15 protein-coding genes are annotated in these 15,402 nt (G+C 69.7%); 5 read left to right on the plus strand and 10 right to left on the minus strand.

Translation table 11 applies throughout. From position 1 onward, the window contains the following. Positions 1–13 precede the first annotated feature (13 nt). Entirely contained in the window at positions 14–322 is a 309-nt protein-coding gene (gene rplU, locus ACYQ1L_RS11780; protein WP_201298610.1) for a 50S ribosomal protein L21, read from the minus strand. Between the two features lie 268 nt (positions 323–590). Between rplU and ACYQ1L_RS11785 the strand changes: the two genes are divergently transcribed. Both ACYQ1L_RS11785 and ACYQ1L_RS11790 read left to right on the plus strand, forming a co-directional pair. Further along, the gene (locus tag ACYQ1L_RS11785) at positions 591–887 is read left to right on the plus strand and encodes a DUF4031 domain-containing protein (protein WP_460004311.1); all 297 of its coding nucleotides are present in this window, start codon (positions 591–593) and stop codon (positions 885–887) included. Beyond that, the gene (locus tag ACYQ1L_RS11790) at positions 884–1,504 is read left to right on the plus strand and encodes a TMEM175 family protein (protein ID WP_460004312.1); all 621 of its coding nucleotides are present in this window, start codon (positions 884–886) and stop codon (positions 1,502–1,504) included. Before ACYQ1L_RS11785 ends, ACYQ1L_RS11790 begins: the two co-directional genes overlap by 4 nt. Before the next feature lie 31 nt (positions 1,505–1,535). On the opposite strand, the gene ACYQ1L_RS11795 is transcribed toward ACYQ1L_RS11790, so the two are convergent. Beyond that, positions 1,536–3,875, minus strand: coding sequence for an Rne/Rng family ribonuclease (locus tag ACYQ1L_RS11795; RefSeq protein WP_460004313.1), 2,340 nt, complete (start codon positions 3,873–3,875; stop codon positions 1,536–1,538). A 262-nt stretch (positions 3,876–4,137) separates the two neighbouring features. On the opposite strand from ACYQ1L_RS11795, the gene ACYQ1L_RS11800 reads away from it, so the two are divergent. Beyond that, positions 4,138–4,764, plus strand: a complete 627-nt coding sequence (locus tag ACYQ1L_RS11800) for a vitamin K epoxide reductase family protein (RefSeq protein ID WP_460004314.1) — start codon at positions 4,138–4,140, stop codon at positions 4,762–4,764. Between the two features lie 80 nt (positions 4,765–4,844). Here ACYQ1L_RS11800 and ndk read toward each other — a convergent pair whose 3' ends face one another. The 4 genes from ndk to ileS all read right to left on the minus strand — a co-directional run bounded on the left by ndk (position 4,845) and on the right by ileS (position 10,405). Beyond that, positions 4,845–5,261, minus strand: a complete 417-nt coding sequence (gene ndk, locus ACYQ1L_RS11805; RefSeq protein ID WP_159575748.1) for a nucleoside-diphosphate kinase — start codon at positions 5,259–5,261, stop codon at positions 4,845–4,847. 1 nt (position 5,262) lies between these two features. After that, complete coding sequence (locus tag ACYQ1L_RS11810; RefSeq protein WP_460004315.1) at positions 5,263–5,616, minus strand: DUF4233 domain-containing protein; 354 nt, start codon at positions 5,614–5,616, stop codon at positions 5,263–5,265. A 77-nt stretch (positions 5,617–5,693) separates the two neighbouring features. Then, on the minus strand, positions 5,694–7,049 hold the full coding sequence (locus ACYQ1L_RS11815) for a bifunctional folylpolyglutamate synthase/dihydrofolate synthase (protein WP_460004316.1): 1,356 nt from the start codon (positions 7,047–7,049) through the stop codon (positions 5,694–5,696). Continuing rightward, positions 7,046–10,405, minus strand: a complete 3,360-nt coding sequence (ileS, locus tag ACYQ1L_RS11820) for an isoleucine--tRNA ligase (RefSeq protein ID WP_460004317.1) — start codon at positions 10,403–10,405, stop codon at positions 7,046–7,048. The genes ACYQ1L_RS11815 and ileS overlap by 4 nt, the downstream gene beginning before the upstream one ends. 312 nt (positions 10,406–10,717) lie before the next feature. Here ileS and ACYQ1L_RS11825 point away from each other — a divergent pair, with 312 nt between their 5' ends. Then, positions 10,718–11,359: a pentapeptide repeat-containing protein gene (locus tag ACYQ1L_RS11825; protein ID WP_460004318.1), complete on the plus strand. Its 642-nt coding sequence runs from the start codon at positions 10,718–10,720 to the stop codon at positions 11,357–11,359. A gap of 89 nt (positions 11,360–11,448) precedes the next feature. Here the strand turns inward: ACYQ1L_RS11825 and ACYQ1L_RS11830 are convergent. Beyond that, positions 11,449–12,343 (minus strand): IS5 family transposase gene (locus ACYQ1L_RS11830; protein WP_460003859.1). Its coding sequence is split into 2 segments (ribosomal slippage): positions 11,449–11,985 and positions 11,987–12,343, totalling 894 coding nucleotides; the frame shifts between segments, so codons are not numbered across the junction. Between the two features lie 137 nt (positions 12,344–12,480). Between ACYQ1L_RS11830 and ACYQ1L_RS11835 the strand changes: the two genes are divergently transcribed. Further along, positions 12,481–13,327 (plus strand): IS5 family transposase gene (locus ACYQ1L_RS11835; RefSeq protein WP_460005812.1). Its coding sequence is split into 2 segments (ribosomal slippage): positions 12,481–12,786 and positions 12,788–13,327, totalling 846 coding nucleotides; the frame shifts between segments, so codons are not numbered across the junction. Here ACYQ1L_RS11835 and ACYQ1L_RS11840 read toward each other — a convergent pair. The 3 genes from ACYQ1L_RS11840 to ACYQ1L_RS11850 all read right to left on the minus strand — a co-directional run bounded on the left by ACYQ1L_RS11840 (position 13,308) and on the right by ACYQ1L_RS11850 (position 15,167). Continuing rightward, positions 13,308–13,637, minus strand: coding sequence for a hypothetical protein (locus tag ACYQ1L_RS11840; RefSeq protein ID WP_026095586.1), 330 nt, complete (start codon positions 13,635–13,637; stop codon positions 13,308–13,310). The two genes, ACYQ1L_RS11835 and ACYQ1L_RS11840, sit on opposite strands and share 20 nt — an antisense overlap. Positions 13,638–13,700: 63 nt before the next feature. Next, positions 13,701–14,195 (minus strand): HNH endonuclease signature motif containing protein, encoded by a 495-nt coding sequence (locus tag ACYQ1L_RS11845; RefSeq protein WP_460004319.1) that lies wholly within the window; start codon positions 14,193–14,195, stop codon positions 13,701–13,703. Between the two features lie 18 nt (positions 14,196–14,213). After that, positions 14,214–15,167 (minus strand): DUF222 domain-containing protein, encoded by a 954-nt coding sequence (locus tag ACYQ1L_RS11850; protein ID WP_460004320.1) that lies wholly within the window; start codon positions 15,165–15,167, stop codon positions 14,214–14,216. Positions 15,168–15,402 lie beyond the last annotated feature (235 nt).

Below are 15,402 nucleotides of genomic sequence, written 5' to 3' on the forward strand. Positions count from 1 at the left end.
CTCCTCTTCGTGCTTACTTGATGCCGGTGATCTTGACGCGCGTGAGGTCCTGACGGTGGCCCTGGCGCTTCTTGTAGCCGGTCTTGTTCTTGTACTTCTGGATGACGATCTTCGGGCCGCGGAGGTGGCTGACGACCTCGGCCGTCACCTTGACCTTCGCGAGCTTGTCGGCGTCGGTGGTGATCTTGTCACCGTCGACGAGGAGCACCGCGGAGAGCTCGACCTTGTCGCCCTGGGCCGCCTTCAGACGGTCGAGCTGAACGATCGTGCCGACCTCGACCTTCTCCTGGCGTCCACCGGCGCGCACTACTGCGTAAACCACTTCATACCTGTTTCGTTGGGGAGCGGGATCGCTCCGTAATCTCACGGGAAGATTGTGCTTGCATCGCGCCACAGCAGAGGGATCCGCAGTGGCGGGCGCGAGTTGCATGAACCCGCGGCGGCCGAGTGGGGCGTCCGGCGCGGTGCACCAAGGAGCTACTTTACCGGAAGCTCGGCCCCCTCGCAAAGCGAGCACGACCGTGTCGGTATCCTCCTCCGCTGCCGGCGGAATGCCGCCCGCCGCCGGAGCCGCGTCCTAGGATCGCCGCATGGCGATACTCGTGGACGACCCCATCTGGCCGGCGCACGGCCGGCTCTGGGCGCACCTGGTCAGCGACTCCGACGTGGCGGAACTGCATGCGTTCGCCGCGGCCCACGGGATCCCGTCGCGCGCGTTCGACCTGGACCACTACGACGTGCCGGCCGATGCCCTGGACCGGCTGGTCGCAGGGGGCGCGGAGCACGTGGGCGGCAAGGAGCTGACGCGCCGCCTCATCGCCTCGGGGCTGCGCATCCGCGCCCGCGACCGCACCGGCGGGCACGACGCCACCAGGGTCGCACGATGACCTCGAGCCGCCTCGAGGCGTTCAGCGACGGCGTCCTCGCGATCATCATCACCGTCATGGTGCTCGGCCTCGCGGTGCCCAAGGGCGACACCTGGACCGACCTGGTGCACACCTCGGGCCTCGGCCTGCTCACGTATCTGCTGAGCTTCGTCTACGTCGGGATCTACTGGAGCAACCACCACCACCTCTTCCAGCTCCGCCCCGCGGTGGACGGCGTCGTGCTGTGGGCGAACCTGCACCTGCTCCTGTGGCTCTCGCTGTACCCGTTCACCACGGCGTGGATCACGGAGTCGCACGTCGCTCAGGTGCCCACGATCGTGTACGGCCTGAATCTGCTCGGCGCGGCCCTCGCCTACACGATCCTGCAGCGCACGATCGCGCGCGGACCCGACGGCGCGAGAATCCGGGAGGCGTTCGGGCACGACCTGAAGGGCATCGTCTCGCGCCTGTTGTATCTGACCGGTCTCGGGCTGTCGTTCGTGGTGCCGTGGCTCGCGCTGGTCCCCTACGTGATCGTCGCCGTGATCTGGCTCGTGCCGGACCGCCGCGTGGAGCGCTATCTGCGGGCGCACGCCGACGTCGCTGCGTCCGAAGACGAGGAGGGCCCGACGCCGTAGCGCCGGGCCCTCCTCGGACGGTGTGCGGGCGTCAGCCCTGCTCGCCCTGCGAGGTGGGCTCGGTCGTGTGCACGACGGCGGTGCCGGCGGAGAGCGCGGCGGTCGTCACGCGGCGCCGGTTGCGTCCCTGACCGGGCGCCTTGGGCTCGGGCAGCGCGTCCAGAACGGAGTCGAGCAGCTGCTCGGCCTCGGTCCGCGGCGCCTTGGTGCGATCGGAGCCGCGCTTCTTGCGCTGCTTCTTGGGGCGGTCGACGACCGGCGCCTCCACCACGGCCTCCGCAGGGACGTCCGCCGGTGCAGGGGTCTCACCGGCGACGCGGGTCGACGCGGCGATCTGCGCGAGCGCGGACTTCGCCCCCTCGGGGATGCCGTGCGTGACGCCGTTCCCCGGGGCAGCGGCCGGAGCGGATGACCCGCCGTTGCCGCCGTTGCCGTTCCCGCCGCGGCGACGGCTGGAGCCTTGCTGCGGGGCGGCGGCTCGATGCTTGACCACCGGATCGTGATGCACGATCACGCCGCGGCCGGCGCACACCTCGCAGGGCTCGCTGAAGGTCTCCAGCAGGCCGAGGCCCAGCTTCTTGCGCGTCATCTGCACGAGGCCCAGCGAGGTGACCTCCGCGACCTGGTGCTTGGTCCGGTCGCGGCTCAGGCACTCCACGAGGCGTCGCAGCACGAGATCCCGGTTGGACTCGAGCACCATGTCGATGAAGTCGACGACGATGATGCCGCCGATGTCGCGCAGGCGCAGCTGACGGACGATCTCCTCTGCGGCCTCGAGGTTGTTCTTGGTGACGGTCTCCTCGAGGTTGCCGCCCGAGCCGACGAACTTGCCGGTGTTGACGTCGACGACCGTCATCGCCTCGGTCCGGTCGATCACGAGGGATCCGCCCGACGGCAGCCAGACCTTGCGGTCCAGGGCCTTCTCGATCTGCTCGGTGACGCGGTACACGTCGAACGGATCGCGCTCGTCCTCGTACGCCTCGACCCGGTCGAGCAGGTCGGGGGCGACGCTCTCCAGGTAGGACCGGATGGTGCGGCCGGCGTCGGCGCCCTGGATCCGCATCCGGGTGAAGTCCTCGTTGAACACGTCGCGGACGATCTTCACGAGCAGATCCGGCTCGGCGTGCAGCAGCGCGGGGGCCTGCTGCGTCTCGACCTGCTTCTGGATGTAGCTCCACTGCGCGGTGAGGCGCTGCACGTCGTTGGTGAGCTGCTCCTCGGTCGCGCCCTCGGCCGCGGTGCGCACGATGACGCCGCTCGATTCGGGGAGCACCTCCTTGAGGATGCGCTTCAGGCGCGCGCGCTCGGTGTCGGGGAGCTTGCGCGAGATGCCGTTCATCGACCCGTTCGGCACGTACACGAGGTAGCGGCCGGGAAGCGAGATCTGGCTCGTCAGGCGGGCGCCCTTGTGACCCACCGGGTCCTTCGTGACCTGCACGAGGACGCGGTCGCCGGGCTTGAGGGCGAGCTCGATGCGGCGCGGCTGGTTGCCGGTCTCGACGCCGTCCCAGTCGACCTCGCCGGAGTACAGCACGGCGTTGCGGCCGCGCCCGATGTCGACGAACGCCGCCTCCATGCTCGGCAGCACGTTCTGCACGCGACCGAGGTACACGTTGCCGATGAGCGACGCGTCCTGGTTGCGGGCGACGTAGTGCTCGACGAGCACGTTGTCCTCGAGCACGGCGATCTGGGTGCGGCCGTTCTTGGAGCGCACGATCATCTCGCGGTCGACGGCCTCGCGGCGGGCGAGGAACTCGGCCTCGGTGACCACCGGCCGACGACGGCCGGCATCGCGGCCGTCACGGCGGCGCTGCTTCTTGGCCTCGAGGCGGGTGGATCCCTTGATCGCCTTGGGCTCGGTGATGTACTCGACCACGCGCTGGCGCTGGCGCGGCTCGGAACCCTCGCCGCGCCCGCGGGTGCGGCGGTTTTCGTCGCCCTCGCGGCTCTCCCGCGTCCGCGCCGGCAGCGGGACGATCGTCGGCGCGTAGAAGTGCAGCTGGGTGGACACCCGCGACACGAACACCTCGGGCAGCAGGCCCAGGCTCACGGCAGTGACGGGCTCCGGCTCGGCGGGCGTCTCCGGGGTCTCGGCCGGCTCGGCGGGGGTCTCCGCGACGGCCTCGGCCTCTTCCGAGGGCTCAGCGACCGGCTCGACGGGCGTCTCCGGCGCCTCGACCGAGTCGGCGTCCGGCTCTGCGGGAGCCTCGGTCGCTTCGACAGGCTCGGCGACGGCGGAGTCCGTCTCGTGCGTGGGCTCCTCGGCCGCGATCTGCTCCGCGGAGTCCGGCGCTACCGGCGCTTCCGCAGGCGGAGCGGCCGGCGCGTCGAAGTCGAGGGTAGGGGCGTTGTCATTGTTCTCGTCGGCCATCTCTGGCGTACTCCCTGCACGACGGCCGGGCCGTCGTGAATTCTCTCGTGCGGTGCGCTCGGCGCCGCGAACTCAATCGGTCTGCGATCGGCGTGTGCTCTGATCGCTGAGGGCTGGAGCCCTCGAAGTCTGTATCCGTCGTCCGCCGCCGTGGCGATCCGACCCGTCCATTATCGCATCATCCGCGGCGGATCCCGGTCGTGACGCGATCCGATGCGCACGCATGCATTCCGCACAGAAGGACGACTGCGATAATCGCGGCATGTCTGCACAGCGCACCCTCCTGGACCATCGCCCCGTCGGCTACGCCGTGTGGCTCATCGTGGCGAGCGTCGTCGGATGGTGGGCCGCTTTCCAGCTCACCCTCGACAAGTTCGAGGTGCTGGAGCACCCCAAGGCCGCTCTCGGCTGCGACATCAGCGCCTTCGTGCAGTGCGGTGCGAACCTGGCGTCCTGGCAGGGATCGGTGTTCGGCTTCCCGAACCCGATCATCGGACTCACCGGATGGATGGCCCCGCTCGTGATGGGTGTCGCGATCCTCGCAGGGGCTCGCTTCCCGCGCTGGTTCTGGGCGCTGTTCGGCCTGGGCATCACCGGCGCGTTCGTGTTCATCTGCTGGCTGATCGGGCAGAGCTTCTTCGCTCTGCACACGCTGTGCCCGTGGTGCGCGCTCACCTACGTGGTCGTGATCCCGACCTTCTTCGCGACCATGCTCCAGCTCTTCGCCAACGGCACCTTCCCCATCAGCCGCACCGCCCAGCAGCGCGCCCAGGGACTGGGCATCTGGGTGCCGCTCGCGTCGATCCTGGCGTTCGCCGTGATCGTGCTCCTCGCGCAGGCCGGGGGCGTCGACCTCATCGGCGAGGTGATCCGGCTCGTCCGCGGCTGAGAGCCGCCCAGACAGGAAACGCCCTGTCGGACCCTTCGACAAGCTCAGGGACCGGCAGGGCGTTTCTTCGAGGATCGGACTCAGCCGAACCAGATGCCGAGCTCGCGGGCCGCGGACTCGGGCGAGTCGGAGCCGTGCACGAGGTTCTGCTGCACCTTCAGGCCCCAGTCTCGCCCGAAGTCGCCGCGGATCGTTCCGGGCGCGGCGGTGGTCGGGTCGGTGGTGCCGGCCAGCGAGCGGAAGCCCTCGATGACGCGGTTGCCGGCGAGGCGGATCGCGACCGACGGGCCGGAGAGCATGAACTCGAGCAGCGGCTCGTAGAACGGCTTGCCCTCGTGCTCGGCGTAGTGCGCGGCGAGGAGGTCGCGGTCCGGCTCGACGAGGCGGATGTCGACGAGCGCGTACCCCTTGGCCTCGATGCGGGCCAGGATCGCGCCGGTGAGGCCGCGCGCGACGCCGTCGGGCTTGACCAGGACGAGGGTCTCTTCGGTGGACATGTCAGTCACTCTCTGTCGGATGAGCGGGGTCGGAGGAGTGCGCGGCCGCGGCGCGCGCAGCGCGGTCGGCACGGCCGCCGACGATCATCGCGTAGGTCCACATGCCGCCGAAGACGATCGCGACCAGTCCGATCGCGGGCACCAGGAAGGCGGACAGCAGGACGATGACCTGCAGGATCCATCCCATCACGATTCCGGTGCGGCTGCCCATCAGTCCGGCGGCGACGAGCATCGCCACGGCGACGACGCCGCCGCCCACGATCCCCCACCACGGTGCGATGTCGGGTCCGAGTGCCTTCAGCCCGAACACGGTGAGCCCCGCGAGCCCGACGACGATCGCCTCGAACGCGAGCACGATGGATCCGAGTTTCTGCGCGAGTCCACGAGGGGCCCGCGCGCGGCGGGGCCGTGGACGGCTGCTCTCGGCCGCGGTCACGCGCGCCATCCGCTCTTCCAGTCCTCCTCGGCGGCGAGGGCGATCGCCTCTCCGGCGAGGACCACGGATCCGGCGATGATCACCGCGCGACGGTCGGCCGACGCCGCCCATTCCCGTGCCGCGTCCGCGGCGTCGGCGAGGGCGGGGTGGACGGTGACCCGGCCGCCCGCCGCCTCGACGAGGTCGGCGAGCGTGTCCGGATCGCTGGCGCGATCGGAGTCGGGTGCGGTGGCGAACACGTGCTCGACGGACGGCAGCAGGGTCGCGACGATGCCCGCCGCGTCCTTGTCGCCGAGGACGCCGAGGACGAGACCCCACTCGTCGAAGTCGAAGCTGTCCTTCAAGGCCGCCGCGAGGGCCCTGGCTCCGTGCGGGTTGTGCGCCGCATCCACGACGACGGTCGGCGCGATTCCGAGCAGCTGCAGCCGCCCGGGCGAGGTCGCCCCCTGGAGTCCCTCGGCGAGCACGTCGCCGACGATCGCGCGCCCGGCGCCGCCGATGAGCGACTCCACCGCCGCGATCGCGAGCGCCGCGTTGAAGCCCTGATGCTCGCCGTACAGCGGCAGGTACTCCTCGACGTACTCGCCGGCGAGGCCGCGCACGGTCACCTGCTGGCCGCCCACGGCGAGGCGCTGCTCCACGAGGGCGAAGTCCTGCCCCTCGAACGCGATGGTCGCACCGTGCTCCGCGGCGACCCGGCGCAGCACCGCTTCCGCCTCCGGCGTCTGGCGGGAGGACACCGCGGCCGCGCCGTCCTTGATGATGCCGGCCTTGACCTCCGCGATCTTCTCGATCGTGTCGCCCAGGCGATCCGCGTGGTCGAGATCGATCGGGGTGAACACCGCCACGTCGCCGTCGGCGGTGTTCGTGGAGTCCCAGGATCCGCCCATGCCGACCTCGAGCACGAGGACGTCGACCGGGGCGTCCGCGCAGGCCACGAACGCGAGCACGGTGAGCAGCTCGAAGAAGGTCAGCGGGGCGTCGCCCGCGGCATCGAGCTCGGCGTCGACGATCCCCGCGAACGGCTCGATCTCGTCCCATGCATCGGCGACCGCCGCGTCGGCGATCGGCTCGCCGTCGATCATGATCCGCTCGGTGAAGCGCTCCAGGTGCGGGCTCGTGAACAGGCCCGTGCGCAGACCGTGCGCGCGCAGCAGGCTCTCGATCATGCGCGCGGTCGACGTCTTGCCGTTCGTGCCCGTGAGGTGCACGACGCGGTACGTCTTCTGCGGATCGTCCATGAGCTCGAGCAGGCGCGCCGTGCGCTCCTTGCGGGGCTGGACCCACCGCTCCCCCGCCCGCTCCAGCAGGGCGGAGTACACGGCGTCAGCGCGTTCCCGGTCATCCGTCATGCTGCATCTCCGATCCGGCTCACTGCGACGGCGAATCCGCCGCGGTTGGCGTAGGTTCCCGCGGCGATGTCCGCCACGAACTCCGCCGCGGCGAACTCCGTCCCCGCGTCGAGGACGTCTGCCTCGACGGCGAGCGTCTCCTCCGCGACGCCGGCCACCTCGAACGCGCTGCGGACCTCCGCCGCGTCCTCCGCGTCGTCGAAGCGCAGCTGCAGGCGGATCCGGTCGCTCACGTCGAAGCCGGCGTTCTTGCGGGTGTCCTGGACGGCGCGAATGACGTCGCGCGCCAGGCCCTCGGCCTCGAGCTCGGGCGTCGTGGCGGTGTCGAGGAGCACGAACCCGCCGGAGGGCACCACGGCAAGCGCCTCGCCCTCGGGCCGGCCCGAGGTCTCCAGGGCGAGCTCGTACTCGTGCGGCTCCAGGGCGATGCCGTCGGCGGTCACCACCCCGTCCTCCTCAGTCCAGAAGCCGTCCTTGGCGGCGCGGATCACGCGCTGCACGTCCTTGCCGAGGCGGGGGCCCGCGGCGCGCGCGTTGACGCTCAGGCGGTGGCTGATGCCGTACTCCGCGGCGGTGCCCTCGCCCTGTGCGACGAGCTCGACGCTCTTCACGTTCAGTTCGTCACGGAGGATGTCCTCGAAGGGTGCGAGCGCCTCAGCCTGCGGCGACACGACGGTGAAGCGGGCGAGCGGCAGGCGCACGCGCAGCTTCTCCTTCTTGCGCAGCGCGTTGCCGACGCTGGAGAGCTCGCGCACCGCGTCCATCGCGTCCCGCACGTCGTCCGCGCGCGGGAACAGCTCCGCGTCCGGCCAGTCGGTCAGGTGCACGCTGCGCCCGCCGGTGAGGCCCTGCCACACGCGCTCGCCGATCAGCGGCACGAGCGGCGCCGCCACGCGGCACAGCGTCTCGAGCACCGTGTAGAGGGTGTCGAACGCCTCCGTCGTCGCCGGGTCGGAGGGGTCGACGCCCACCCAGAACCGGTCGCGGGAGCGGCGGATGTACCAGTTCGTGAGCACCTCGGCGAAGTCGCGCAGGCGTGCCGCGGCCGTGGTCGAGTCGAGGCCCTCCAGGTCCTCCTGCACGCCGCGGACGAGGTCGCCCGTGCGCGCCAGGATGTACCGGTCCAGCACATCGGTGGAATCGGTGCGCCAGCGCGCCTCGTACCCGGAGCCCGTCGAAGGGCCGCCCGCCGCGTTCGCATAGGTGGCGAAGAAGTACCACGAGTTCCACAACGGCAGGATGAACTCGCGCACGCCGGCGCGGATCCCCTCCTCGGTGACGGACAGATTGCCGCCGCGCAGCACCGAGCTCGACATCAGGAACCAGCGCATGGCGTCGGATCCGTCACGGTCGAACACCTCGGACACGTCCGGATAGTTGCGCAGCGACTTCGACATCTTGTAGCCGTCTGATCCGAGCACGATGCCGTGGCAGCTCACGCCGGTGAAGGCGGGCCGGTCGAACAGCGCGGTCGACAGCACATGCATGAGGTAGAACCACCCGCGGGTCTGCCCGATGTACTCGACGATGAAATCGGCCGGCGAGTGCGAGTCGAACCACTCCTGGTTCTCGAACGGGTAGTGCACCTGCGCGAACGGCATGGATCCGGAGTCGAACCACACGTCGAAGACGTCCTCGATGCGCCGCATCGTGCTCTTGCCGGTCGGATCGTCGGGGTTCGGCCGGGTCAGCTCATCGATGTACGGGCGGTGCAGGTCGACCTCGCCCTCGGCGTTGCGGGGCAGACGGCCGAAGTCGCGCTCCAGCTCCTCCAGGGAGCCGTAGGCGTCGACGCGCGGGTGCTCGGGGTCGTCGCTCTTCCAGATCGGGATCGGGGATCCCCAGTACCGGTTGCGGCTGATCGACCAGTCGCGGGCGCCCTCGAGCCACTTGCCGAACTGGCCGTGCTTGACGTTCTCGGGCACCCAGGTGATCTGCTCGTTGTTCGCGAGCATCTCGTCCTTGAAGTCTGTGACGCGCACGAACCAGCTGGAGACGGCCTTGTAGATGAGGGGGTTCCGGCAGCGCCAGCAGTGCGGGTAGGAGTGCAGGTAGCTCTGCAGGCGCAGCAGCCGGCCGTTCCCGCGGAGCAGGCGCACGAGCGGCGTGTTGGCGTCCATCCACAGCTCGCCGGCGACGTCGGTCACCTGCGGCAGGAAGCGCCCGCCCTCATCGAGGGAGAGGATGGTCGGGATGCCCGCCGCGCCGGCGACGCGCTGGTCGTCCTCACCGTAGGCGGGTGCCTGGTGCACGATGCCGGTGCCGTCGCTGGTGGTGACGTAGTCGTCGACGAGGATCTGCCAGGCGTTCTCGGTGCCCCAGGTCTCGACGTCGGCGTAGTAGTCGAACAGGCGCGCGTAGGTCACGCCGCTCAGCTCGGCGCCGGTCACCGTCGCCGACACCGCGGCGATCGCGTCGTCGGCGCTGTCGTAGCCGAGATCCTTGGCGTAGCCGCCGAGGAGGTCCTTCGCGAGCAGGAAGCGGTCGCCCTGCGCGCCCTCCGACGTTCCGTTCGGTCCGACGGGGACGACGGCGTAGACGATCTCCGGGCCCACGGCGAGCGCGAGGTTGGTGGGCAGGGTCCATGGGGTCGTGGTCCAGGCGAGCGCGCGCACGCCGTCGAGCCCCAGGCCGGCCGCCTTCTCCCCGGTGAGCGGGAAGCTCACCGTGACGGAGGGATCCTGACGCTCCTTGTAGACGTCGTCGTCCATGCGCAGCTCATGCGCCGACAGCGGGGTCTCATCGCGCCAGCAGTACGGCAGCACGCGGTAGCCCTCATACGCGAGGCCCTTGTCGTACAGGGTCTTGAACGCCCAGAGCACGCTCTCCATGTAACTGAGGTCGAGCGTCTTGTAGCCGCGCTCGAAGTCGACCCAGCGCGCCTGGCGGGTGACGTAGTCCTGCCACTCGTGCGTGTAGGTGAGCACGGACTCGCGCGCCTTCGCGTTGAAGACGTCGATGCCCATCTGCTCGATCTCGTCTTTCTCGGTGATGCCGAGCTGCTTCATCGCCTCGAGTTCGGCGGGCAGGCCGTGCGTGTCCCACCCGAACACGCGGTCGACCTTCTTGCCGAGCATCGTCTGGAAGCGCGGAAACAGGTCCTTCGCGTAGCCGGTGAGCAGGTGACCGTAGTGCGGCAGCCCGTTCGCGAACGGCGGGCCGTCGTAGAACACCCACTCCTCGGCGCCGTCGCGCTGCGCGATGGACGCGCGGAAAGTGTCGTCGGCTTCCCAGAACGCGAGCACCTCGCGCTCGATTTCGGGGAAGCGCGGGCTCGGGGTGACGGCGTCGGCGGCCGGGCCGAAGGAGGATCCGGTCGCTGAGCTCGTCGAAGCGGAGGTGCGCGGGTAGGTCATCGTGTCTCGCAGTGTCGGTGATGGATGCTGCTCGCCGGGACGATCCTGTGCTGGTTCAAGCGAAGGGACCGCGGTACCACCCTGCGTTGCGTTCCGGTCCCTGTGCTTCGACAGGCTCAGCAACCGCTGGACCGGAACACCACTCTCACTGCGGCTGTGACGGGCCTGCCCCGCTCGGTTCTACTGACCCCGGCCGTGGACCGGAGCGTTCTTCCGAGAGCTCCCCGGTGATGGCCGGATCTGTGCTCGTGCCATCCAGTCTAGCGCCGCCTCGGCGGCGGTCGGAGCCCGCACGGCGCATAGGCTGACAGCATGGCCCGCAGCACCGATCGCCCTCAGCCGCCGCGGGTATCTCCGCCCGATCTGCCGGCGCTCGACGACGCCAGCGGGCGCCGTCACGGCGACCACATCGCCCTGCGGATGCCGCTCGCCGAGGACCTCGCGCACGCGCAGTTCGAGCAGTGCTCGCTGTCCGGCGCCGTGGACCGTGCCGATCTCACCGGCGCGACGCTGCTCGACGTCGAGATCGTGGACGCGCGCACCCCCGAGCTGTCCCTCAAGGACGCGACGATCCGCAGGCTGCGCATCGCCGGCGGCCGCATCGGCACCCTGGATCTGTCCGGCGCGCATGTCGCGGAACTGATCCTGGAGCACGCCCGGATCGACTACCTCTCCCTGGCGGCTGCGAAGATCCAGGACTCGCTCATCGCGGACTGCACCCTCGCCACCGTGGATCTGCCGGCGGCGACGGTCACCCGGGTGCGCTTCGAGCGCAGCAGCGCCGACGAGCTCGACACACGCGGCATGCGCGCCGACTCCCTCGACCTCCGCGGTCTGGACGCCCTGGCGTTCCTGGATGTGACTTCGCTGCGCGGCGCCACTCTCACCGAGCGCCAGATCGAGCTGCTCGCCCCGGTCCTCGCGCGCGCCGCCGGGATCGATGTGCAGGACTGAACCGTCCCGCGGCGCATCCTGGCGATGATCGACGCGCTCGGTCTTTGGGTTCGGGCGCCGTGTCGGGGGCTGTGCTCAGGCGTCCGGTGCTAGGGCATGTCTGATAATTGCTGGGTCCAGGCGATCATCGCGTGGATGAGGACGGCGGCGCGGTAGACGATCGCGTGTTTGTCGTAGCGAGTCGCGAGGCCGCGCCACTGCTTGGTGTGGCAGAAGCGGCGTTCGATGACGTTGCGGTTCTTGTAGTCGTCGGCATCGAGCCCGACGGGCCTGCCGCCGCGTGGGCCGCGACGTTTCCGGTGGCCCTGCTGGTCGCGGGGTTCGGGGATCACGGCCTTGATGCCGCGACCGCGCAGGTGCGAGCGGATCGCGCGGGACGAGTATGCCTTGTCGCCGCGGACCGCGTCCGGCCGAGTACGAGGCCGACCGATCGGACGGGCCACGCGCAGCTGCCCGAGAAGTGGGATCAGCATCGGCGAATCCCCGGCCTGCCCGGGCGTGATCACGGTGACCAGCGGCAGTCCGTTCCCGTCGACCAGCTGGTGGATCTTCGTCGACAACCCGCCGCGCGAGCGCCCGATCCCGTGATCACGCGGCTCGACGGCCAGATTCGTGTAATTCGACCCATCCCCCTGTGTCACGCGTCGTGTTCGTCGCGTGCTGATGCGCACGCGCGATCGTCGAGTCCACCGACACGGACCAGTCGACCAGGCCCTGCGCGTCGGCCTGCGCGATCAGCGTCGCCACGATCGTGTCCCACACACCTTCCGTCGCGAGCCGGTGATGCCACGTCCAGACCGTCTGCCACGGCCCGAACACCTCGGGCAGATCACGCCACGCGATCCCGCACCGGTACCGGTAGATGATCCCCTCGAGCATGGTCCGCGCATCCGAGAACGGCCGGCCCTTCCGGCCCGTCGGACGCGGCAGCATGCCCTCGATCAACGACCACTGAGCATCCGAGAGCAACTGGAAACGCGACACGCTTCAAGACTCCCAGGCCCACACCGATCAATTTGTCAGACACGCCCTAGGGCGTGTTGATCAAGAGGTTCCGCTCCTCGGTGGGTGAGTCTTGAACGGTGACGCGACAGGAGATCTCTGACGAGGTGTGGGCCGTGATGGAGCCGTTGATGCCGACGGTGACCGGTCGGTCGCGGCCGTGGACGGATCACCGGCTCGCTATCGAGGGGATGGCGTGGAAGTACCGGACCGGTGCGCCGTGGCGTGACGTTCCGGAACGGTTCGGGAAGTGGAACTCGATCTACAAGCGGTTCAACCGGTGGGCCGGGGACGGCACCTGGCAGAAGCTGCTCACCGAGGTGCAGAAGCAGGCCGACGCCGCTGGGGAAATCGATTGGGTCGTCTCGATCGACTCCACGATCGCGCGCGTGCATCAGCACGGCGCGACCCTCGCCCGGGACACAGGGGGCTGTGCCGAATCACAAGAATCCGTGGTCCGAGCCGCCTGATCACGGGATCGGACGCTCCCGCGGCGGGCTGACGACCAAACTGCACCTGGTCTGCGACGGCCGCGGCCGGCCGCTGAGCATGATGATCACCGCCGGGAACATCAACGACACCACGATGATGAGCGCGGTGCTGGAGAACATCCGCGTTCCCCGCGACGGGAAGGGCCGCCCCCGCACCCTCCCCGACCGGGTGCTCGCCGACAAGGGGTACCCCTCAAGGGCGAACCGCGCCTGGCTCCGCGACCGGAGGATCGCGGCGACCATCCCCGAGCGGGACGACCAGATCGCGCACCGCCGCAAGAAGCCGGGCCGGCCGATCGCTTTCGGCGACAAGCAGAAGGAACGCTACAAGGGACGCAACGTCGTAGAACGCTGCTTCAACCGTCTCAAGCAGTGGCGCGGCATCGCGATGCGCTCGGACAAACTCGCCCGCAACTACCGAGCCGCCGTCAGCCTCGCCGCGGCGCTGATCTGGATCAAGACCGATCTCCGCTGAGCGCTTCGCGCTCCTGCAGCGTGCGCTCAAGCTGTCCCACCGTCGGCGCACCCGCAAAGCCGCGCTCGGTCAGATAGACCCTGCACGCCAAGTCGGCAGTGTTCCCCTGGGACGGGAACAAGTCCTGACCGTCCAGAAGAATCGTGGGCGAGCCCGCGAAACCAGAGCTCACCGCCTCAGCCTCGGTGCGGATCAACACGAACTCCACCGGAACATCGCCCCGTCCGATCGAGTCGAGCACCAGCCGTACTCGATCGCCCGCCTCCTGCCAATTCGGGCAATCCTCGATATGCAGCACCTGGATCTTCACACGCCCATTCTCCCGCGCAACTCGCGGCGGCTGGCCACCCCGCACCTTCTTGATCAACACGCCCTAGAAGCCGGATATCTCAGGGTCGGGTGGTGGATCCGGTTCGTGGAGAGTGAAGGTCACGGGCGGGGGTGGCTGGTCGATGTAGTTCGCCCCGGTGGGGCTGGTCCATTCCAGGACCCCCGCGCCGAGCTGCTTCACCTTCCACGCGGTCTGGTGCTTCAGGACGTGGTGTCTCCGGCAGAGTCCGCCGAGGTTGCCTTCCTCGGTCGGACCGCCGTACGCGGCGTCGATCGTGTGGTCGAGGTCCTGGGTGATGGGCGGCAGGCCGCAGGTGATGAACCGGCACCGTGCGTCGCGAGCGTGCAGGAGCCGGCGGAGGTCCGCATTGGGCCGGTAGTGGTCGACGGCGAGGATCGCCCCGGTGACCGGGTGGGTGAGCACGCGTTCCCACGCGGTGGCGCCGCCGGCGAGGAGGCGGGCGGTGTCCGTGTCGATGGGTTGCCCGCCGGCGAGTTCGGCGGGCTGTTCGGTGCGGACCCCGAACGGCGACCACAAGCCGGCGTGCTCGTCAGGTTACTCGATACGGCTTCCGAACGCTGACCGGGGACCCGCGCACGCCGTGCCGGTATCGGGCGCCATCGCCGTGAACGCGGGGACCGTGACCTCGACCCGCGCCTGGATCGCCGCGAGCAGCCCGGCCGTCGTGTCATGCCCGGACGGGGTGCCGGTGAGGAGGGTGTCGGCGCAGAGGTCGGCGCGCAGCTGGTCGAGGGTGCGTTCGTCGTCCGGGTCGCCGAGCTCGTCCGGGTCCGGGGTGGTTCCCGAGGCCGCGTCCTTCGCGGCTTTCGCGTTCGCGGTCTTGATCAGGCGGGCTTGCTGGGTGAGCCGGTCGAAGATCCCGTCGATCACCGCCGCCGAGTGGATGAGCCCCAGCGCCTTCTGCCCGTCGGGGAGTTCCTCCCGCCACACGCTCCGCTTCTCCTGCGCCTCCCGATGCCGCTCAGTGAGGCTGCGCGGCGTCAACCGTTCGGCGATGCGTTCCACGATCCGCTTCGCCCGATGCGGCGTCTCACCCACACACGCGGCGACAGCGCCCCGTTCGAACTCGGCCCGCACCTCGTCGTCCAAACGGGCCGCGGTGTCTTGGATGAGACGCACGTGGGCGGCGTTGATCCGCGCGTCGCTGAACGCCCGCATCGTGATCGGGTACCGGGTCATCAGCTCCGCCGCGCGTGCCATGCGCCCCTGCACGACGCGATCCGACATGTGCAGCACCGCCGCCAGCTCGGCAGCGACACTGCGCACGGCCAGATCCACCGCCTCACCCCGCACCGCAGAAGTGCCGCCGGCCGCAGCGAGGTCCTCAGCAAGCCGCTGCGCGACGGCGAGGTGCGCGTCCCGCACCGCCTGCAGCCGGATGATCGACGCCTCCGTCGCCGCCAACCCCGACGTCACCATGGCCAGCACGGCGACCGGATCCACCGGGTCCACCCCGGGATCCTCCACGATGCCGAGCGTGTTCGTCATGCCCTTAGTCAACCCGGGGCCGCCGACATTCCGGGGCCGAAAACGACCTGATCGGATAGAGAAAAGGTCACAACAAGATCACAAGATCCTACGGGGTAGACGCAGCGCCCTTCGTCTCGCCTCCGGCTCGCTCAGGGACCGGAGTAGACCCCTGTTCGACAACCTCAGAAGCCAGCCGTCGGTCGCTGAGCCTGTCGAAGCGTCTGACCATCCAGGCCCTTCGACAAGCTCAGGG

This window comes from Microbacterium xylanilyticum (assembly GCF_054654695.1).